General features: G+C 60.4%; 21 protein-coding genes. 5 read left to right on the top strand and 16 right to left on the bottom strand.

Annotation, left to right across the window (positions count from 1 at the left end):
* Positions 1-39: 39 nt before the first annotated feature.
* The 6 genes from ACFWO8_RS23905 to ACFWO8_RS23930 all read right to left on the bottom strand — a co-directional run bounded on the left by ACFWO8_RS23905 (position 40) and on the right by ACFWO8_RS23930 (position 8,164).
* Entirely contained in the window at positions 40-1,713 is a 1,674-nt protein-coding gene (locus ACFWO8_RS23905; RefSeq protein WP_378962008.1) for a replication initiator, read from the bottom strand.
* A gap of 71 nt (positions 1,714-1,784) precedes the next feature.
* Positions 1,785-3,311 (bottom strand): cell division protein FtsK, encoded by a 1,527-nt coding sequence (locus tag ACFWO8_RS23910; RefSeq protein ID WP_378962013.1) that lies wholly within the window; start codon positions 3,309-3,311, stop codon positions 1,785-1,787.
* Positions 3,312-3,351: 40 nt separating this feature from the next.
* A complete protein-coding gene (locus ACFWO8_RS23915; RefSeq protein ID WP_378962018.1) occupies positions 3,352-3,801 on the bottom strand; it encodes a hypothetical protein in 450 nt (149 codons plus the stop codon).
* Positions 3,802-4,858: 1,057 nt separating this feature from the next.
* On the bottom strand, positions 4,859-5,521 hold the full coding sequence (locus ACFWO8_RS23920; protein ID WP_378962025.1) for a hypothetical protein: 663 nt from the start codon (positions 5,519-5,521) through the stop codon (positions 4,859-4,861).
* A 3-nt stretch (positions 5,522-5,524) separates the two neighbouring features.
* Positions 5,525-6,736, bottom strand: coding sequence for a hypothetical protein (locus ACFWO8_RS23925; protein WP_378962029.1), 1,212 nt, complete (start codon positions 6,734-6,736; stop codon positions 5,525-5,527).
* Positions 6,737-6,820: 84 nt separating this feature from the next.
* Positions 6,821-8,164, bottom strand: coding sequence for a hypothetical protein (locus ACFWO8_RS23930; RefSeq protein ID WP_378962037.1), 1,344 nt, complete (start codon positions 8,162-8,164; stop codon positions 6,821-6,823).
* Positions 8,165-8,329: 165 nt separating this feature from the next.
* On the opposite strand from ACFWO8_RS23930, the gene ACFWO8_RS23935 reads away from it, so the two are divergent.
* Complete coding sequence (locus ACFWO8_RS23935; protein ID WP_378962045.1) at positions 8,330-8,647, top strand: hypothetical protein; 318 nt, start codon at positions 8,330-8,332, stop codon at positions 8,645-8,647.
* Positions 8,644-8,967 carry a hypothetical protein gene (locus ACFWO8_RS23940; RefSeq protein WP_378962051.1) on the top strand — a complete coding sequence of 108 codons (324 nt, stop codon included), beginning with the start codon at positions 8,644-8,646 and terminating at the stop codon, positions 8,965-8,967. The genes ACFWO8_RS23935 and ACFWO8_RS23940 overlap by 4 nt, the downstream gene beginning before the upstream one ends.
* Positions 8,968-9,056: 89 nt before the next feature.
* Here the strand turns inward: ACFWO8_RS23940 and ACFWO8_RS23945 are convergent, their stop codons facing one another.
* From ACFWO8_RS23945 to ACFWO8_RS23975, 7 genes are all read right to left on the bottom strand, one after another.
* Positions 9,057-9,431, bottom strand: coding sequence for a hypothetical protein (locus ACFWO8_RS23945; protein WP_378962054.1), 375 nt, complete (start codon positions 9,429-9,431; stop codon positions 9,057-9,059).
* Complete coding sequence (locus tag ACFWO8_RS23950; RefSeq protein ID WP_378962062.1) at positions 9,428-10,201, bottom strand: ESX secretion-associated protein EspG; 774 nt, start codon at positions 10,199-10,201, stop codon at positions 9,428-9,430. The genes ACFWO8_RS23945 and ACFWO8_RS23950 overlap by 4 nt, the downstream gene beginning before the upstream one ends.
* Positions 10,198-11,385, bottom strand: coding sequence for a hypothetical protein (locus ACFWO8_RS23955; protein WP_378962066.1), 1,188 nt, complete (start codon positions 11,383-11,385; stop codon positions 10,198-10,200). The genes ACFWO8_RS23950 and ACFWO8_RS23955 overlap by 4 nt, the downstream gene beginning before the upstream one ends.
* Positions 11,382-11,795, bottom strand: a complete 414-nt coding sequence (locus tag ACFWO8_RS23960; protein WP_378962073.1) for a hypothetical protein — start codon at positions 11,793-11,795, stop codon at positions 11,382-11,384. The genes ACFWO8_RS23955 and ACFWO8_RS23960 overlap by 4 nt, the downstream gene beginning before the upstream one ends.
* 2 nt (positions 11,796-11,797) lie before the next feature.
* Positions 11,798-12,298 (bottom strand): DUF3558 domain-containing protein, encoded by a 501-nt coding sequence (locus ACFWO8_RS23965; protein WP_378962079.1) that lies wholly within the window; start codon positions 12,296-12,298, stop codon positions 11,798-11,800.
* A gap of 135 nt (positions 12,299-12,433) precedes the next feature.
* Positions 12,434-14,266: an alpha/beta hydrolase gene (locus ACFWO8_RS23970; protein ID WP_378962089.1), complete on the bottom strand. Its 1,833-nt coding sequence runs from the start codon at positions 14,264-14,266 to the stop codon at positions 12,434-12,436.
* Positions 14,263-14,568, bottom strand: coding sequence for a hypothetical protein (locus ACFWO8_RS23975; RefSeq protein WP_378962101.1), 306 nt, complete (start codon positions 14,566-14,568; stop codon positions 14,263-14,265). The genes ACFWO8_RS23970 and ACFWO8_RS23975 overlap by 4 nt, the downstream gene beginning before the upstream one ends.
* 104 nt (positions 14,569-14,672) lie before the next feature.
* On the opposite strand from ACFWO8_RS23975, the gene ACFWO8_RS23980 reads away from it, so the two are divergent.
* A complete protein-coding gene (locus tag ACFWO8_RS23980) occupies positions 14,673-15,302 on the top strand; it encodes a hypothetical protein (protein ID WP_378962107.1) in 630 nt (209 codons plus the stop codon).
* A gap of 157 nt (positions 15,303-15,459) precedes the next feature.
* Positions 15,460-16,641 (top strand): PIN-like domain-containing protein, encoded by a 1,182-nt coding sequence (locus tag ACFWO8_RS23985; protein ID WP_378962120.1) that lies wholly within the window; start codon positions 15,460-15,462, stop codon positions 16,639-16,641.
* 540 nt (positions 16,642-17,181) lie between these two features.
* On the opposite strand, the gene ACFWO8_RS23990 is transcribed toward ACFWO8_RS23985, so the two are convergent.
* From ACFWO8_RS23990 to ACFWO8_RS24000, 3 genes are read right to left on the bottom strand one after another with little or no spacing between them, the layout of a single operon-like run.
* Complete coding sequence (locus tag ACFWO8_RS23990; RefSeq protein ID WP_378962127.1) at positions 17,182-18,303, bottom strand: hypothetical protein; 1,122 nt, start codon at positions 18,301-18,303, stop codon at positions 17,182-17,184.
* On the bottom strand, positions 18,300-18,977 hold the full coding sequence (locus ACFWO8_RS23995; protein ID WP_378962136.1) for a metallophosphoesterase: 678 nt from the start codon (positions 18,975-18,977) through the stop codon (positions 18,300-18,302). Before ACFWO8_RS23995 ends, ACFWO8_RS23990 begins: the two co-directional genes overlap by 4 nt.
* The gene (locus ACFWO8_RS24000) at positions 18,974-19,765 is read right to left on the bottom strand and encodes a hypothetical protein (RefSeq protein ID WP_378962141.1); all 792 of its coding nucleotides are present in this window, start codon (positions 19,763-19,765) and stop codon (positions 18,974-18,976) included. The genes ACFWO8_RS23995 and ACFWO8_RS24000 overlap by 4 nt, the downstream gene beginning before the upstream one ends.
* Before the next feature lie 525 nt (positions 19,766-20,290).
* Between ACFWO8_RS24000 and ACFWO8_RS24005 the strand changes: the two genes are divergently transcribed.
* Positions 20,291-20,872, top strand: coding sequence for an ArsR/SmtB family transcription factor (locus ACFWO8_RS24005; RefSeq protein ID WP_378962148.1), 582 nt, complete (start codon positions 20,291-20,293; stop codon positions 20,870-20,872).
* The last annotated feature ends 8 nt before the right edge of the window (positions 20,873-20,880 follow it).

Raw genomic sequence — 20,880 nt, forward strand, 5'->3', positions numbered from 1 at the left:
GTAGGCACCCACTGGCGAACCAGTGGAGTTGATGCCGGATCAGCAGACACGGCCGCCTCCCCGCTGGTCAACAGCCAAAGAGTTGCTGATGGTTTGCCGATGATCGGGTGGGTCTACCCCGTCGTACGGTGGGGGCAAACCGATGGCGAGTGCTGCCCGGTCGTACTCGGCGCGCCATTCCCGCCGTTGTGCAACAGCTTTCAGAAGCAGATGGCTGCGTTTCGGTAGGCGTGTGCCCGGGGTGACCGTGGCCCACGTATACCGGGTCAGATCTGGAGGCGCCTTGTCGATACCGACGGCGGCAAGCGTGCGGCGAACGAACTCCATCCGGTCGGCCTTGTGATCACCGATCGTCTTCCCGGTCCAGCGTTCCGAAGTCAACACCCGATTACCTGGCAGGCCGAGCGTCTCGCGGCGATGCGCACGGCTCTTGCACTGCCCCGGTCGAGTCCGCGACCCGGCCCCTTTGGGGACGATGCCGTAGAGCAGCCACACCGAGCACCGCTCCGAGCACGGCGTCATCTTCAGTGACGCATGGAGGCGGTCGTAATGACGTTGCTGCCGCACTGTTTTCGCTTCAAGGATGTCGGACACCGATTTGGTGAGGTACTTGCACAGGTACCCGATCCCGCGCTCTGACTTGTCCGACCCGCCGACCAGACGGCGTGCATGGACTTTCTTCCCGAAGCGAGCGACATGCGCGGGCTGCGCATCAGTGGCCCACGTTGATTCCATGGCCTCGTTCCACGATTGCAACGCCATCCGGCTCACGGGATCGACGAACGTCTCCGTGTCGCGGTCCCACACTGGCAGGCGAGTCCCGCCGTAAATCATCTGTGTCGGCCGCGGCCACCACACCTGGTGATAGGTCGCTTCGGTCACCTGTCGGATCAGATCGATATCGACCAGGCCGCGCAACGCGATGTGGAGGTGCGGCGCACCACGCTTCTGAGGCTCGACCACCCCGAAGTACTGGATAGACCAGCCAATCGCACGGCGCAGGTTCTGAATCCACCGCGAGAACAAGCGCGCACACCAAATCGCATCCCAGGCCGCGCGCCGGTAGTCATAGCTGTCGGCATCGAGCGGCGTGGAATCCTCCCGAAACACCTTGCCGTAGGAGTCCATCGTGATCGTGACGAACATCGACGCCCGCGCGGACCCATCAGCGTTGGCACCGCCGATCGTGCGATCGTCGACCGGCAAGCGGGGAAGGTCCGGCGTGTCTTGTCGGCGACGCGTCGATCGACCCCGAGGTCCCGCTACCGCGCTGGGTTCGGCGCAATCGTCACCGCCGGCATCGTCCGATTCCTGCGAATCCGGTGGCTTTCCAGTCGTCCCCAACACCGCCAACTGCTTGTCCGCCCAAGCGATCTCATCCCGGAGTTCTTGTGCTTCATCGGCGACCCCTTCGGCGAGCGTTGCCATCAGATCAGCTCGGTACACCATCAGCGACACATGGTCGAACGACGGCGCGGCCCGGGGTATCTCGGGCTCACGGTCGAGGTGCCAACCCGCCCGACATTGCTGGGCGCGGATACGTTTGGCCTGCCGCGCACACGGTCCACACACCGCTTCGAGAGTGTGCCCGCATGGCACCGGCACCAATTCCCTTGCCCCGCTGACAGTGTCGGTACGTTCCAGAACCATCGGACGCACACAGACCCCGTGCTGCTCGGCCGCAGCGATCGCCACCGCATCGAACGAGGGCATCCGCACCCGCAGTGCCGATTCGTCATCCTCGCGACCACGGTCGAGGACCAGCGTTGCATCGTGCCCAGTACTCACAGCTCGGCCCGCCCGTCACCACTGTCATTGCCGCGCAGCGGATTACCGGCCGAATCGCGTGGCAGCGGGGGATAGGTCGCCATGATCCAGTCGATATCGTCATCGGTCACGTAGTAAGCGCGGACTCGCGTGATGTCCGTAGAGGTTTCGTGTTCGACATAGCCGACGCCAGGCATGTTCTCAGGTATCTCGTCACACAACGCACCACGATCCCGACCGCCCTTGCCGAAAACCATGTCGGGCTGGGTGTACTCCCGCAGCCGCAGACCCACCCGATACGGAAAGAGTTGGCGCAGCTCCAGGACCTCTTTGGAAGGGTCTTGCAGGCAGCCCACGACAGGCATCGCAACGGCGCGAGACTGGGTAAGGATCACCCCGAGGCAACGGGTGATCGCATCTTTGACCTTGCGGTCGGAGTAGTAGGCAGTCAAGCTCGCCACCTCATCCACCAGCAGCAACACCAACGGCTCATCCACGGTCGGAGTGATCTTGCGCGCCCGGTCGTTCAGGTACTTCTCTCCGCGGGACTGCACCAACTTCGCGGCGTCCTCCAAAATCTCCAGTGCCGCTGCTCCGCTGTCGGAAGCGAAGCGAGCGAACCACTCACGGGCATACCCGAACTCCATACCCCCCTTCGGATCGATCACCCAGACCACCACCGTGCCCTCCCGGATCGCCGGACCCAGCGCCGCGAGCAGCGACCACGCCACCGACCCCTTACCTGACCCAGTGGCCCCAGCCACCAACAGCTGATTGCCGAGCAGACGCACCCGCCACAGCTCTCCGAGCTCTGTCAGCCCAATCGAAAGATCCTCCAGAGCGATCGCTTTCGATTCGATTCGTGGAAGAGGTATCGGATCAACGAGAGTGTCGGAGTGCACGACCTCGAGTCGTAGCCATCCCGGTTCCACGAGCCGTACCCGCACCCCGATGGCCGCGAACGAGTGGTGCAGGGCATCGGCTTGTTTCGCCCATTGCTCGCGCGTCTGCCCGTCGAGCATCTTGATCTCGAGGACATCGGCGACTGGCCCGGTCCGCACCCTGACCAGACTCGGTGTCAGCACCTTGGTATCGAGCACGATCGTCAACCCGTGCATGGCTATCAGCAGCGACCAACGCCGTCGATACCGCGACCACACCCGATGCCGGGCCCGTACTCGACTAGCCACCCACCGCTCCCACGAGTGCGGCCACCAACGCGCCCACCCGATCCAGCCCACCGCCACCGCCACGCCAGCGGTGACGCCGAATTGCCAACCCACCCACCAGCCGACCGCGACAACCGCCGCAACCGGCAGCGACAACATGGGAAACAGCACCGACCACCACGCCACTCGCAGGCCGAGCAGGACCGTCGTTTCGAGCAGGCGCATCACGTCCAAGCCGAGCTGGTCACCGACCGACTCCGGCTGTTGATTTCTGTAGAAGTCATCCGAACGAGCCATGAGAAAACTCACATCCAGGTAGCGCGAAACCATCTGTCTCGCAACAAGATTGATACGTTTTGAGAGCGGTGCGGCCAACGGACCGCAGACCGGAAGGCCGCACCGCGCTACATCGGGGTCAGACCGAAGGCTTGACCGGACCAGACGGAGTGCGCGCACCCGGCGCATACCCCTTCGCGCGCACAGTCCAGGTCAGGTACTTGAACTCACCCTGACCGCCGACGCGAGGAGTGACCATCAATCCGGTCAACTCGATCGGCCGCATACCTGGCGCGATCTCCGGCGTCGTCGGCACCGGTTCGATGTTCGACAGCAGCAGCACCTCATAAGCCCGGCGCCGCGGATTCCGTTCCCCCGGATCGAGAACCGCAATCTTCCACACCAGTTCATGAGTCACCGAATCGCGACGCTGTGGACCAGGGCGTAACGGGTCGCCGGAGTACTCGGTATCCGGCAGCACCGCCCCGACCTGGAAGAGCCCGCCTCCGAAGAAGGCTGCGAACGTCGGTTCGAATCGGAAGTCACGCCGGAATTCCGGCACCACTTCGTTGGTGTCTTTCTCGGCCATCAGGCCACCTCACTTTGTGATCGCACACGAGAGGAGGCGCACCATGGACAACTTTCGACTACTCTGGACATGGCGGAGCCTGTCTCTGCGTGAATGGAATGGGGACTCCACGACGGGTTAACGGCCCATATGTCGCGTGAGTTGTTTCGTTCAGGCTGTCCCCTCGTTGCCTCGAGGGGGCAGCCGCGAATCAATTGGTTTGCGTCTGGTTGATCAGCATCGCCTCACTATCGGGGTCGAGACCGAGGCGCTGGACAGGGCGCGACGGCCGAACGGAGTCATAACCCCTGAGGGGGATCATGTTGCGCTGCAAGTGTCCCCGGCTGACACCTACAGGGCGGTGCAGCGCGGTCCGTCAATCCGGTACCCGTGACCATTGCGACGGATCACGCCTACCTTCCATGATCCAGGCCGATACGACTCGGTCAAGGCTCTTAGGTGATCATGTTTTGATCAGTCAAATATTGAACATTTGCAGGAGACTCGTGACGCCTGATGAAACATGTTGTATTGCAACATAAGTCACCAATCATTGTGTGAAATAGCTGTATTCGGTGACAACGCCGCCGTGTACATCGCCACCATTTGCTTGCGCGTCCGCCGGATGGCACACCAACTACGCAACGGGCAACTGGGCGTAGAAGTAGCCTCTGTGTTGTCGCGCAGTTGGTGGCCTCGCGCAGAGCGACGGTCCCAAGCAACCTGCACGTTGGGACCGAGCGGCTACTGGATCACCGGGCGATGACTTGCAACTGGGTGAGCGCTTCGAGCGTGAGAGCTGCGGCAATGCCGACCGACCCGGCGATAGCCCACCGAAGCCGTTCGAGGCCGCGTATCCGGGCTTCGTGGTCGGAGTTGGATGAGGTCAGAAGGTCGAGCCTCGCTTCGATGCGAGCGAGTCGTTCAGACTCTTCGGGGGAGATTTTTGGCATACGGAACTAACCCCTATCTGGGATGTCGTTCCTGGTACCCATCTCCAGGCGACCACGTGCATGGACAACAGTCGTCCAACTCACACTCATGTGGCGCGGGTGCGTATTCGGTTGCAGCACACAACCTACCATCCTTGCCGTCGGCGTCCGCGCGGCATCCACCTGTCCTGCGGAGGAATGAATATGCCAGTGCGCCAGGCGATTTGATATTCAACTGGGCAATGCTCGTCCTGAAGGTCGTGGCCATAGACCACCTTTTGACCTCCGTTTTCGGTCGATACCACCCGAGGATTCATCGTTGGCGGTTGCATGGCCGCCTCGATCAATTCGCTGGTGTACACCTTGACGTGGCCGTGTCTACACCCGACTTGCCACCATCTATCCAGCCCGTCCCATGAGTCAGCGAATGCCCAATTGCAAATGCCGTGCTGTCGTTTGCCGCCTGAAGTCTTGCCCACAAAGTAGAACCGTCGAGCGCCACCCTCCATCCGGAACTCGTAAACGGTTCCGAGTGAACAGCCTTTGACCGGGCAACGCACAGCGAGTTGGGGCATAGTGGACCGCCGCCGCGGGCTCATCGTCTCCAGTTCCCTGGCGTACCAGTCACCCGCATTCTTCCAGACAGCCAGTTCAGCGGGCCACACTACGGTTCTCATCCAATGACGAAACGCGTTCCATTCAGCAGGATCGCTCGAATCAAGCGCACGGTCCCGAAGTTTGCCGCGATGCTCATAGCCCGCCGTGGCCTCAAGTTCCGCTTGCCACGCAGCCTTCGGCTCTTCCTTCACGGATCACCCGGGAGATGCCGCACGGGCACGAGTCGGCAGGTACAGGTCTGGATTCTCTTCCAATAGCTTCAGCCAAGGGATGTCCATCCCTGGCCGATCACCAGCATCCGGCAAGTCAGCAAGCAGGTCGCGCCCGTCTTGAGCGGCTTCCACGTCTTGGTTGCCAGACCGCTGCAATGGGACTTCCGTCTCGCCAACGCGGACGAAGTACACGTAACCTCGGCCAACGTCGTTCGAAACTTGGCGCGTCCGCTCAGCCCACGGCTCGCCCAGCGTGTGAGACTCCTCTGTGATTCCGCTGTAGCCAATGACCTTGCCGTCCTCAATCAGGCGGAAGCGGATCTCTCGTGCACGGCCAGGTGGGTTGCGGTTCTTGGCCTGGTGGACGAGCCCGACTTTTCGCCGCTTCATCGTCTTGTCCCAGGCAGGCCAGTCCGCCGAGCGGCGGTCAGAGTTATGGCATGCGATGTCCAACAGAAAGACCTCGTATAGGTCTAACCCCGTCGGCCGGTACACCAAGTGTTGCGTAGGAGGGTCCATCTGGGGGTCGGTATCGGGGACTTCGACAAGGGACTCCAAGCCAGTCGACTCCGCGAACGCCCAGCGGACGATAGGTGGCGCTTCCACGACCAACTGCGGATCCAATTGCTGGAAGAAGTTCACTGCATCAAACAACGTGTCCACAACCGGCCGACCTTCAACTTCCTTGCGATAGGCATCCTGGGCCTCGCCGCGGGCACGCTTTTGCGGCTCAGGTGCTGACGCGTCGATGTTGACGTAATCATCAGGCATGTCCGCGTACCTCGACCAGTCGTACACAACCCGCAGGCGCGTAGGGCCCATCGACATAGGAATCCCGAAGTGTGCTCCTGGCACGAGCAGACCATCGAAGAGGACGGGCGAGTGCTCCTCACAATTGCGGATCAACTCCAGCCCCATCACGACTCTCCCTAGAGGCGTGCTCGCTCGATGGCTACGGTAGGCATCACCGTGTTGGTTGCAGAATACGGCTTCATCGAGGACGTTGACCGCCGAAGCGACGCGGCGGACCTCCAGAGCCGCGGCCTCCGGATCCTCCATGGTCGCGTACCAGTAAGCCTCAATCGCACGTCGGACTTCACGCATATAGCGGCGTCCTTTGGCGGCGTACGCGCCGTCGAGGGGAAACCTCGCTTCTGTCACCACTGCAGCATCCCAGTCCTCCGGATAGACCACCAGCGATTTCCCTGACGCGAGGACAACCTGCCGTGAACCCAACGGATCCCAATCTAACGACGCAGAATCACCAATCTTGTTGTATCACGCTGCGATTACCGCCCTGGCGCGCTCGGCGAAGTCTGCGACCAGCGGGTGCGGACCAAGCGTCCGCAGTCGCTGATTCACGTCACGAACCGCAGATGTTGTCCGGGAGGACTTGACCTGTCGCGACAGCTTCAGGGTTTGCAACCCGGCCGCATGTGCCGCTTCGAGGTCGCGATTCTGGACGTGAGATGCCGCCATCGCCGCATGTGACATGGCCCCGCGACGTGCACGGCCCTGCAGCTTTGCGGCTTCGATGGACCGGCTCGCGTGGAATGCTGCTTCGCTAGGCCGACCGATGTCGCGGAACGAGTTCGCCAACTCTCCGAACACGTACGCGGTGTCGATGAATCGCGCCCACTCCGGTTCGGACTCGGGATCGATCCGGTCGAACGCGCGCTCAGCCTCGGCCACTGCGTTAACCGTCGCCGTAGTGTCGCCCAGCGCTGCGAGGGCGCGTGCTTCGAGCGTCCACAAATCTGCCAGGCAGGCCGGCGAGGCGTCCTTCTTCAGACCCATTCGCCCAGCCTGGGCGAGTTTCCGTCCTTCGGTCGGGTGACCCATCAGGGTTGCCTGATCGGCCATCCCGGCGAGCACATGCGCACCGAGGGCGGGATCTCGAGACTCCTCCGAAAGCCGCAGCGCCTGAATCAAATACCGCTGAGCGATGCCATGCTCACCGTTGTCGAATGCCATCCAACCGAGCAAATACGTCTGTTCAGCTGCTGCCCCGTACAGCGCTCCGCGAACCTCGTCGGTGTGGGAGCGGCGCAGCAACGGGTACACATGGTCGTTCATGTACGCGGCCAACATGAGACGCCCAGTGCCACCACCTTGGAAGACGTCCATCTGTTGGAACTGCGCGAACATCGACTGAACTGCCGAGACGTCTTCCAGTCGAACCCGCTGGCGGTCAACAGGCAGTTGATCGAGGGTGTTCAGCAACCAGTCACGTGATGGACCGAGCGCGGCGATTACGGCAAATGGCGCGGAGGTCAAGAAGTTGCGACGGTCCACGTCTGCTCTCCCTAGGTCAGCGACCGACTCGACGGTCTCGGTCCATGACGGGTGGTAGGTGAGCGCGCGATCTGCGGTCGGCTCGCCGAGCCCGAGATCATAGGTGGTTACGCGGATGCCGATCTTGGTCGAGATGATGTCGGCGAGGATCGCAGGGACGGGCGGCCGTGGCTGCATCCCGTCGAGCCAACGCCGCACGCTCGACGCATCAGGGCGGACCTGTAGTTCACCGCGCGCAGTGGCATAGCTGGCTACTTGGCGAGCGATCTCCTTGTTGCTCCAGCCGGTCTGGGCAAGCCAGCCTTCGAGCTGACGGTTGCGATCCATCAATTCCCCTCAGAAAGTGCGGATGTGCCACCTTTTGCCACCACCTCAGACGGTACTAGTCCCTGCCTGGATGGAACAGACTTCAAAGGTGCCCGGGGAGAGGACGCACTCACCGCACCGAAGACCCGGGTGCACCTTTAATACACCAACTTTGAGGGGGGTGACATGTTCGGGACCGGCAGCAGCGAACGCGGCATCCTGACCGTGGAAAGCATCACCGACCAGCTCAGACGTGACCACATCGAGCGCGCAGCGATCGCGAAGCAGTTCGGATGTCCGACCTTCACCCGCCCCGGACACCGGGGTGAGCGAGGAATGTGGTCGTGCGGAACCGACCCCGGCCCGATGAGCACGCCGCAAGCCCATCTGGCGATGCAAGTGCATATCGACTGCGACCAGTACGTCTGTGCGGTGCGGCGTCGCGCCCGAGCCACGCTGGTCGACTCAGGCGCGATGCGCCTCGATGGACGGGAAGATCGATGACCAAACAGCACCTCCCAGTAGCGCTCTGCGTCCTGAACACCTTGATATCCGGTGCTTCCGAGCCGTGGGACCGAGGACTCATCTCCGATCATGCGACCAAGCTCGGATACAAGGTGCCGCGGGTTATCGATCTAGCCCGCGTCGCCCTCGAATCGTTGATTGCCGAATGCGCCGAACACGGGGCAGTCGCGGTTGTCCTTCCGTCACTCGATCACCTCTCCATCAGTGCGCTGAAGACGTTGCAAGCGGCAGAGCTCGACGTTGCCACCGTCTATCCCGAAATCGCCCGTCACGACACTGTGAAGCCTGGTGCCCATTGAACGACTCGATCAATATCCGCTTGAAGCAGCTCAGTTACGAAACTTGCAGTGACCCGGTGACATGGCAGCGCGGCCGCATCGACCGTCCTCTAGATCATTTCGAAGCCGATGACCCACGCCGTCACGACACCGGCGTTCCCCAGAATCGCTCCGGGGAACAGTGGCCACCGGCGCTTTCCGCAGAAGATCGACAGTGTGATCCCAACAGCGGCCGCCACGGCGCCGCCGCCCAACATGATCGCCACGCCCAAGGTCGGATTGGATTCGCACGGAGGGTCCGCGCGGCAGATGTCGACTGAGACCATCATCGGGACGACGGCGATCAAGCTGATCGTCGCCAGCGTGCCGGGCACGATAAACCACAGCAGACCAGAAACGACGATGTCGGTGATCCGCAGCCAACCCAGCTTGTTCGGTGCCGACGGTGGCTGGATCGGGTATCCCTGTGGCACATAGTCATTCATGGTGCAAACCTGCCCATATCCTCGCTGTGCTCTCGGTACTCGTCCAGCGCTTGGACTATCTCGCGGGCAATGAGCTGGGCCAACGTCGTGGTGTTCGCGGGGATGATCGCCCGGGCGCGCCTTCCCGTTTCGAGATAGCGGCCATCCGGCCGGTCGTGCCACTGAATAGCAGAGATCCGGCGCGGCGGCTTCCCCTGCGTGGTGCGCGGCCCACGAAAGACCTGGATAAGCCCGGCAGACGTACAAGGCTCATCACGCAGTCTGCGGTAGCGCTCGCGCGGGCTCGGCCCGTCGATAACGGTCACCGAGGTCGGGTCCGCAGGTCGAAGGTCGATCTCGTCGTACCGCTCGGATGGTCGTTTTCCGGCCGCCGCTTCTGGCAGCACACCGGCGAGTCGGTGCGGAAGTCTTTCGGCGGCAATGATTGTGACGCGCACCCGGGCGCCACTCGCAGACTGTTCGGCGATTGCGGCGTGCTGGTCGTGGCGAGCCGCTACCGCTCGCAGCGGCCCACGCTCGTCGCGGCCGTGGATCTCCACCCATGCTTCAGGACCGGCCAGCACCTCGAACGCGCGATCGAGCTGCTCGGCCGAGTCCCAATCCAGACGTCCTTGTTCAGACCAATCATGGCGAACGGTGGACCGGAACTGCTCCAGTGCGTTCATGTGGCTGAAGCGGCTCAGGTAGTGCAGCGGGAACAACATGCGGTCAGCAGCCGGGCCGTACCAGAGCGCCGCGAACTCCTCGATATCGAAAACCCACGCCGTCATCGGTCACCGAGCACCGGCGGCACGGACTTGATGACGCCGAGCAGTTCGGTGGTGTGGTCGCCATGCGACAGGTCGACCTTCTTGTCCGACTTCTCTTGGTCCTCACCTTTACCGGCTGGTCGCCCAGCAGCGCCGGGCATACCGTGCATCCCGGTTCCAGCCGCATTCGCGGCGGCGGGCATCGCGGTACGGCCACCGGATGCAGATCCGGCACTCGACCCAGGCTGGGCGGCCCCGGGCGCAGGAACTGGAGATCCGCTCGAAATACCTTGTCCACCAGGGGTGCCGGAGCCGCCACCAGAACCGGCGGATAGCGGCGATGCTGATCTTGAGGGGTCGCTTCCGCCGGGGGATGTCGGCGAAGTGCCAGTCGGTGCATCAATCGCGGAACTCGGTGAGGCTGACGCGGCCTGGGTCGAGTCGTCCTGTGACGAGTCGGTCTGCGACCCATCCGATGCCGAATTGCCTTGTCCTACGCTGTCTTCTGTACCGCCGGTCGGCGACTCCGACTCATCCGATCCATCCGACGCCGCAGGATTCTCGGCAGGCGATTCAGGTTCGCTACCCGGTTCAGCAGGGTTGTTCGCAGCGACCATGTTCGGCGTTCCCGATGTACCACCGTTAACGGGCGATCCACCGGTTTCCGTGCCCGGAGCCTCACCGATCGCCATTGCTGGCGGAAAGGTCGGCAGCTTCTTGTCATGTTCCTGGAATCCGACGACGTAGCGTTCCTGCATGATCCGCCTGGCCTCGGCCTGCGCGGTCTCGGCTTCGCGCGTCTGCTGGTCGTAGCCTTCTGGGTCAGTGTTCTGGTCGGCGGTCACTGAAACAACAGGCGGGAGAAACGATTTCGACATAACAGCCGTCATCGCTGTGTTGCCGACAACCTGGGAGACCTCATCGAACAACTCGTCCAGTTCAGCCGAGTCGTTGCAGTACTGGGCGACCGTGGACACCGCGGAATCGGCTGCGGCTCCAGTCCAGTTGCCGTCCAAAGCTTTTCGAACTTCAGCAAGCATGCTCGTCGTGGAATCGCGGAAGTCAGCGTGCCCCTGCTTCCACACTTTGATCATGTTGCTCGTGGAGTTCACGACGGAGTTGAACGCATCGATGATCTGCTGATGAGTGAGCGCGTCGACATTCTCCGGATCGGTTATCCCCGGCGGATCGTATTGCTTCGTCATGGGTTTCCCCCGATGTCCAGACCCTGCGCGACCGCGAGTTCCTTGAACCTCGCAGCGAACGCGGCGTCGGTCTCTTCGTAGCGTTGACGAATGGTTCGGAAGAGGCTCAGCATTTCCTCGGCCGCTACTAGGTGACTCTCGAGCGCTGTCACTGCGTTGTTCGGTCCACTGTCGGCCTTCTCGCGAAATCGGCGTACAAGCGTTTGTGCTGATGTCAGAACAGCTGAGGCTTCGCCGAGGCCCCATGTCTCCTGCTCCGCAACCATGCGAATATCCTGTTGAATGATCGAGATCCGCTGCATACGCTCGGTCATTGTCTTCTCCAGTGCGACAAAGGCAGCGGGGTCTGCATTGAGCGAGAGTGCGCCGCTTTGCGCCTGGGCGATGAGATCCGCGACAGGGACAGCCATGATCATGCACCTTCAGGTATCGACGGAATCACCTTGTTGGCCAGGTCGGTAACCAGCTGGCAGCTGTCCATATGGCCGGTCTTCTTCCGCGTTGGAGGGTTGGCGAGATCGAACTCCAGGCTGCCGGTTTTCATCTCCAGGTTCATGACACAACTCTCGGATCCACGATCAGCGAACAAGCCGTAAAATGCGCCCGCGCGGGAACCGAACTGTTGTTCCCGATACGAATCGGGGAACTTGTCCTTGATCTGCGGCAACGTCAGGGTCGTACGAACTATTCGTACGTCATACCCTCCGACCATGAAGTAGCCGCAACCATGAGTTTTGATGCCGTTGCTATCACCATCCTCGGGCCGAGTCAGTGAAAGATTCTCTGACTTCAACACTTCGGCAGGGATGTCGGTGCACGGGTCGAAGTCTGCGGGTTTTGCGGTAGCCGGGGTCGGGTCGGCCGAAGTCGGCGCGGGGCCAGCGTTGTTGGAGCAGCCGACAGTTGCGAGCATCAACACGCAGGCTGCGAGGAGCTTGGGCCGTATCGCAGTTCGGTTGCTACTCATAATGTTTCGCATCGCTCTGGAATCTCCGAGTCTGCTCGTCGACGGTTACATCGAGTCGGTGTCACCGGTATGGTCCGCGCGTCAGCGCCGCACCTCTACGGCGTTTTGGGGGAGCCCTGCCACGATGGACGCGACGTTGTAGGTCGTTACCCTGGGAACCTCTTTACCGTCCACAGTTGCCGATCGGGGATAGTCGCTGTGGCCGGAGGCGCCGGGCAACGGTCGTGTGTCGCCTTCCAACGATTTCGACGCGTGCGTCTCGAGTTGCGTGAAATTCGGGTTCTTCGCCGGATCGGGGCCGAATCCGCCGTTGTCTGCGCCAACCCACGCATCCGCGACATAGGGGAACACGCCGCCCAGCCCTGGGACCCCGTAGTCGTTGACCTTCCCGACAATCGCCGGTCCGTCCTGCGACCATTTGATCGGGTCGTCATCGGTACGCATCACATACGCATGACCGTTGTCGAGGCCCAGTTGCTGGGGAGTCTCGGCCGCGATACCCGGAGAGCCGTAGACCACCATGTCAGTCACCGGGTGCTCGCCGTTTTGTAGGGCAAGTCCAGTGGTCAATGACCCGTAGGAATGCCCGACTGCGGTGATGTGCGGTGCCTCGCTACCCTCGTGTGACGCCTCGAGTCCGTTGTAGAACTGGTTGAGTAGCTTGCCACCTTCCGCGGCCTGGCCGGTTTGCCCGACCTCGGAGACACCTGCGGCGATATCGCCGAATTCTTCCTGGCTCTTGACTTGCGGCGGGTCATAGCCGATCCAAGCCACCGTCGCGACGCTCTCGCCTTCTCGACCAGGCTCCTGGCTGAGTTGGAACTGTGCTTCTTTCTGAAGTGCGGCAGCCTCATTCGTCATGCCGCCGATGCTCGTCACAGTCGTATCCAGCCCAGGCGTGGTGACGGATACATGATCGGCCTTGTCCGGATTGCCTACCGACACTGCTGCTCGAGTCTGGCGCCCGTTGGTGGTGTCGAGCAGGATCAGCTTGCGTTCAGATCCCGGTGCCACGTTCTCTGGGTTCGTCGCGGCCTTCTCCACCGCGCGTAGATCATCGAGCTTGGCAGTAGCGGCCTTGTATTGGTCGCTGTCGGTTCCGAACTGGGCCGCCACGGTCTGTTGATCACCCTCGGCAAGCGCGATGAGACCAGGCAGTCGGCCACGGTTCGCGGCGTCACGGGCTTCGACCGGGATACCGTCACGGTTGCCGATCAGATCGGGGTAAGTCGCGATCAGCTCCGTTCGCTGCGCGTCGGTGAGGGTGTTCCACCAGTGCCGGTTGGTTTCCACGCTGGCGTTGGCGGGCGGAACCGCCCCGATCGGTGTTGCCCACCGGTTCGGATCGGCGGCGGATTTGAAGTCTTTGAATGCGTCGCGGATCGCAGACTCAACGCGGAGATCGGCCGCGAGGAGGTCGGCCAGCGCTTGCTTGACCGTGGTTGTGCGGACTGCGGCATCGTCAACCAGTTTCTGCCACGTCTTCATCGCGAGTGCGGCGCCAACCCGGGCTACCAGCACCGTGTACATCTTCTTGCTGGCTGACACGGTGCCGTCGTCAGCAACGTCGTACAGGTTGGCGGTCGCATCATCAACGTGTTTGAGGGCGGTCACTCGATGTGACGAGATGTCGAGCGCACCGGTCGTTGCAGCTGTCGCGCCCAAGTCCAGGGCGGTGGCGACCTTGGATGCGTTGGTGTGGATGGTAGCGACCTGCGTTCGCATCGCGTCCCCGGAACCACCTTCCCAGTAACCGCCGGATTCGGCAGCCCCTGTAGTGACCGGAGTCACTTCATGCATGATCTTCTGAGAGGCCAGTTGCCACGCGATGCCGTGCAGGCCGAGTGTCTCGGGCTTCCAGCTTCGTGCTCGCGAAACAGTCATCGCAGCGACGGCGTTCGGGTCCGGGTTCATCGAACGCCCTGCGCGACCTTGTGGATACCATCCGCGATGGTTTCGTCCTTGCCGGTGAACTCGCTGACGGCGTGCAGCGTAGTCCCGCTGACCGCCAGGAACTCGGCCTTGACTGAGTTCAGCGCTTCGCGCGCCAGGCCAGACACAGTTCCGCACATCGATGCGCTCATCGAACCTGCTAGATCGCTCTGCACCAGGTCGAGGTTGCCGTCGACATCAGCGGCGACCACCGAGTAGGCAACAGTGTCGAGGCTGGTACCGAGCGTTCGCACGCGGTCCGGGTCGAAATTCAGCGTGGCCATCTGATCCCCTCCATCGAAGCAGGCCGTCTCCCGTTCGGGCTGCTTGCGGCGATTCTGCCATACTGTTTGGACACTAGTGGTGGGTCGAAGACCGGGGGATGGGTATGTCTTCAGACGTGAATCAGGTGGATCTACTCACCTTCGCGTTGAGCGAGCAGCGCACGATCATGACCGATCCGACGAACTCGGTGACGGTCGAGCTCACCGCGGACGGTTCGATCAAGGCGATCCGGTTGACTGAGAGCGGACATCGGATGACTCCGACGATGGTCGCCGAGCTGGTCATGTCCTTGCATACCGCTGGGCTGGCACAAGCACAGCTAGCGATCGAGGCCGCCCTGTTCTCTGATGCCGGGGATGGATTGACCGACCAGAGTGCCGTGTCGCAGCCCGCTGCGCCAGCCGCGACACCGTCCGCTCTTAGCAATCACCTTCCCGCAGTGGAAGTGTCACCTGAAGGGCTGGCCGAGGAGCTTGGTCTCCAGGCTTCGCCGGCCACCGGCGGGGATCGTTACGTGGCCGCGCCGACCGATGACAGCCCGCGACTGGTCTCAGCGCCAGGGGGCGCGAGGACGCACCATGACGGCGCCAATTTCGTTGCACCCCAACCAGCTGGGGCCAAATCCCGACCCGATGAACTCGTAGACGAGGACGAGGACGAGGACGAGTATTTCCGGAACTTCAGCGTCTTTGAACGCGACGATCACCGACCGCGAGCAACGGGACTTGGCTGATCGGCGGTGGCTGGTGAGGTGGGGGCCGAACATGACGCCCACGTCTTCCGATCCGCGCCTTACGGGACTGAAATGCCTGTGCCCCAAAGGGATCCAGCGCCACAGCGTACGCAAAATCGAGGAGACCTGATGGGATGGCACGGCTAGGCTTACGTAGGTGTCAGACGCTGCGACCGAAGGCCCAAGGACAGGGGTCCGATCTCTGTTTCCCGGCTACTACCCGCCAGACAGCGACGAGCTGAAGCGATTTGTAACGGAAGGTCTGGTAGTTCTCGACACGAACGCGCTGCTGGATATATACCGATTCACTGACGACGCCCGGTCGGAGTATGTCCAGGCATTAAGTTTGTTGGACGACCGGCTGTGGGTTCCACATCGAACCGCTCACGAGTTCCTCGATCGACGCACCACGGTAATCCGAAGCCGAAGTGCGGAGCGGGCCGAGTTCAATGAGGCGCTGAATGGTGCTCTCGCGGAAGCAACCGACGCTATTCTCCATTACGCCAAACGGCGCGGTCTAAGCCCTGGGGATGTTCAGTCCATTACTGCGCTGATCGATGATGCCCAGCAAAACATCCAGGAAACGCTTGACGAGGTGGTCGACTGTGGCACCGCCATAGACCCAGACTGTCATCCGGATAGCGATCCGATTCTGAAGCAGATCGAGGAAGTCGCCGACGGGAAGATCGGAAAGCAATCCTCCGACCCCAAGCAACTAGCAGCGCTGGAGAAGACTTGGCAGACGCGGCTCGCCGCGAAGATACCGCCGGGTTATGAGGACGCGAAGAAGGGCGACCGTTCGATTGGTGACTATCTGGTATGGCATCAAACGCTGGAAGAAGCGAAGCGCCGCCGTGGCATGCGAGTCTTGATGATCTCCAACGAGCAAAAACCAGACTGGGTTCGCCGGGACGGCTCCCATATCGGGCCTCGGCCTGAGCTAGTCAAAGAAATGCGCGATTACGCTGACCGAGCCTTTCATCTCATCGATGTCCGCACCTTTCTTAAGCTTGCGAACGAGTATCTCTCCGCTCGAATCAGTGAATCTACTGTGGACGAGGCATCGCGGCTGGGAGATAATTCAAAGTTGGAAGCGGCCAAGCGTCAACTGGAACAATTGGACCGGCAGATACAGATGGCAGGAATGGAACTTGAACGGGCTCATGCGCAATATTTTGACCTGTCCAACAATGCGCCCTCCGTCAAGAGCGCGTCGTTTCGTCGGGAACGAGACCAGTTGGCAACCGAGATCCGCTATGCCACACACAGGCATGAAGAGTTACAGGTAGAGCTGGATCATCACAGGCGTATCGTAGACGTGCTGACGCGCGGTGCATAACCGCATTGCAACCAGTGGACACTCCCAACTGCTGGGATGAACTCCGCTAGCTCTAGGGTGTCGGCCATAGTCGCTTCAGCTTTGAGAATGTGGATTCCTTTAGTTTGGTGGCAGGTTATGGGCAGGCTTGGGATTGGGTTGTTGAGAGGTGGGAAGAACAGGTAAGACGTAGGCCGGTCCCCGGAGTTGAATAGAGAATAAGAATCAGGTAGCCGGCAGAGAAGGGTTCAGTATCAGGTAAGAATACTTGCCGAATTTCTCTCTACAACATCAAGAGCGCGAACGCGCCGCCGCAGGGCCCCCTCCGCTACGCTCCGGGGACACCCGCGCGGCACGGAGCCCGGTGGCAAAACCCGTGCTCATTGGGGTGGATCGGTCAGAACGAATCGAATGATCCGCCAGCTTCGAACGCTGCCGCGCCCCGTACAGGGCTTGCCACGTATCGCAGGTGCGAGCGAACCCGCCGTCGCTTACCACTGGTGATCACTAGTGGTAAGCGACCTGTAGTGGCAGCAGCGCTCGAAATCGGACGCCTACCCACTATCTGTCGACAATCCGGACGGTTACCGCAATCCCTTCCTTGGCTGACTCGCGCATCAGATCCCGCTCAAGCCCGCGGGGATTCGCGAGCCTCCCGTCGTGATCCATTACTACACATACCAAGTGGCTAACATTCGGGTGAACCGCATACTTGTCGCGGTCGATCAGTAGCTCCTCACCGACTTTTCGTGCGGTCAGGCTTTCGCGGCTTTTCTTAACTTCTATTGCAATCCCATAGTCTGGCACCGTGAAATCGATTCGGGTCGCACCCCCAGCATAATCAGGTGACCAAGTCTCTTCTCGAACATCCTCAAAAAAGACGACGAGAAGCGACCGGAGGAGATCCTGTACGTCGTACTCATCTGTGACCTCAAGTGTCGGTCGCTGACTGTGACGTTTCTTCAAAGAGCGTTCGACGTACAGCATCCTATTAGCGAGCTGCAGAATTAACTTGACAGCATCGATCTGAGCTCCTGCGAATTCAACTGAGCCAGCCGACCCACTTGTAACCAGAGATCCGCTCATGAACCCGGAGAATAGCTGAGCGATGGCACGTGCCTTTTCTGAGGTGGAGCGCTGAATTGCGGTGTAATCTTCCTTGTCTGCCTTCTCTGCCTCGTCTTGACCTGAAATCCAATATCGTTGGCTCACCCTATTTAGCGCGACCAAATTTTTAAACTTTGGATGCGGGACGTAAGACTCGCCGTACTGTTCGGTAATGATCTGATCCAAATCGAACAGCCGGTCACTGGGTGGCCTGTACTGCGGCTCTTTTCCTGTGAGCCACCTGAATCGATTTGCGAGCGCTTCAAAACCGTAATCAGCCTTGTCCATATTCCAATGCAAGAGTTTTGCATCTTGATGCTCGTCCAGGAATGTAAAGAACCGCTCAAGCAATATTGACTCACGGTCCTCGCGAGAATCGCCTCGAATGTCTGAAAGACTGAAAGCTACATTGCTGCCGTGATCGTTGACCGATGTGGCGCTGATGCAAGTGACCGCGACTGGCTCGTTCTTAGCTTTATATAGGTTGTGCGAGGCGTAATGGACTGCCCAGATGGACTCTCCTCTGTCCATTGCCTGCTTGAGAACCTGTACCTGTATATCAGACGTGCCACTCACCGTGCTCCCCTAAATTGAATTACTGTGCGTTCTGGCCAGAGTAGTGCCGTGAGCGGAGCCCCGGGAATAGCTCCACAGCCGGTGTCGATCGCCATTAAGCCTTCTGAAATATAAGGACGACCATTCCGCTGTATGTAGTGCCCGCAGATTACCGTCTTACCAATATGTTCCAGTGGTGAAAATGAGAACAGTTCTGGATGAGATGCCGACGATACGGAATGTCGCGTTCGAGCTGTCGGATGCTTTGGGTCGAGGCCGCAGTGCGAGGCAAATACATCATCCCGTTCGAAGTAGTCCTCAAGATTTTCCAAGAAGTCAATATGTGTATCCGGCACCGTGCGTCTTAATTCACCCATCGTGTCAATGCCATATTGTCCCACGTATGAACGAGCTGTAGTCAGCCCTCCAAGCCGAACGAAATGCGCCGGGTCCGCACCTCTCATGAAGTCGAGGAATGCTTGATCATGGTTTCCGCGAAGGAGCGTAACGTGTTGGGGCCACAATTCTGTTGCCCCAATAAGGCAATTGATAACCTCTTTAGATCTCGGCCCCCGGTTCACATAGTCGCCGAGGAATATGATATGGCGAAGGCCGCCAAAAAATTTCAGGAGTTGATATAGCTCAGCGTCGCTCCCATGAATGTCTCCGGCGAACACGAGTCGTTCTGAGTTCATAATGGCGGCAGGGGCATATCGGCATAATTCAATGTATCTAGGTACTCAAGTACTTGCTGAATCAAAGCAGATGCATGCGGGTGCTCGGCAGCCAGTTCCCTAACTAGTTCCGAGAGGTTCTTGGATTCTTCTGGTTCTAGGCTAAAGGTGACCATCACCTTCGCCTGGATGGCCACCGCATCCTCGCGAGAAAGTGACTTCGCGCGACGTAAGCGCAGTATCTCTAGCATCTCGTTGTCGCCATGAGCCGTAGCGGCATCGTCGACTTCAAACGCAGTTATGCCAACTTTGACGTTCTCCAAGTATAGCCATGTTCGGAGTAGATATATACCCAGTCGTCCCAATTCTTCGTGAAGCGTCTCAAATTCAATTCCGTTTACTGCGACTGCACGCGCAGCCGACCGCAATTCGGCTAGGAGGCTTTCGTAGGAGCTGGGCGCTTTATACGCAGACAGTGCGTCACGTAACACTCCCTTGGGATCTTCCAGTTCTATTCCTTCTGATTGGAGATGTAGCACAAATAGGCTTCCGCGTTCGGCCATTCGTCGCAAATGCGCCGGTGTGTATGCAGTCACCGACACACGTCCATCCGAGTAGGAACCGGCCTTACGGTATGCGATTTGTAGGACGTCAACATCGGAGTTACTATCTGCGGACCCACGAGCCTGACTGCCATACAGCATCAACGCTACGGAGGGTCCGCGTACCACCGACTTGATCTCAGTCAGGAGCGAATCGCTCACAGTTTGGACCGCTCGGCCGTCGGCCTGCGAATTGACCTTGGACATGGACATACCGTACTCCAGGTTCTGGCCGGTTGTGCCCGAGATGCGCCAGCCAATGCTAAGCGGCTACGACTGTTGCGCCAGGACGATCGGATTGGGATGGAGGGGCCTCGTGTGCGATTGCTGTGGTGTTGCGAGCAGGGAGATGTGTGCGGCGTGTCTGGATCGCGACACGCACAAAGTCTCCCAATCAAGTCCCAATCAAATGTAATGCCATCGCCGTTGCCCGAACTGGCGCACGGTAGTCGAAAGTGGTCACTGATAGATCGTTTTACGAGTTCAGGGCGCTACTCAAGGTTGCCCTTGACTTTCCACAGTATTCTTTGGTAGTGCTTATCAGCTGTAATGAAAAGGTCGCGAGTTCGATTCTCGCAGGCGGCTCCACAAAAGGTCTCTGACATGTGTCAGGGACCTTTTTGCTGTCGAACGAAGAGTCGACATGCGTGCGCGATCTCCCACCGTGGCGGCGACCCAAATGTTGCATAAAGTTCTTTGCATAGATATTTGTGCAAAGAGTACGGTGCAAGTATGGCCGACGAGGTACCACCCAGAGAGATCACCGATCCGGCGGCGCTGCGGGCGCTCGCGCATCCGCTGCGTCAGCGCATTCTGCGCGCGCTCGCCGAGAACGGGCCTGCCACCGCGACAGCGTTGGGTGCTCGGTTGGGCGAGAACACCGGTGCTACCAGCTATCACCTGCGTCAACTCGCCGAACACGGATTTATCGAAGAGGCGCCGGAACTGGCCAAGGGGAAGGAGCGGTGGTGGCGTTCACCGCCGAAGGATCTGCGCTACCGGCTGGACAAGGAGCAGTCGCCGGAGATGCGTGAGCTGCTGGAAGGGCTTGTCGCGCAGCACATCACCGACGATATCGAGATGTTCCAGCGTTTTCAGGCCGAGCGGGCCGAGCTGGGCGAGTGGGCCGACATGATGCCCTTCTCTCGTGGCGCGATCTACGCGACGCCCGCCGAACTCGAGGAATTCTTCGAGGACTACATGGCACTGCTCAAGCGGTTTCAGGAGTCTCACCCGCAGGATCGTCCCGGCGCCCGCCGTGTGCTGACGCGCTTCCTCGCCTTTCCCGCACCTCGCACGAACACCGCAGACTAGGACTTGGC

The organism is Nocardia sp. NPDC058480 (genome assembly GCF_042720495.1).
GTDB lineage: Bacteria > Actinomycetota > Actinomycetes > Mycobacteriales > Mycobacteriaceae > Nocardia.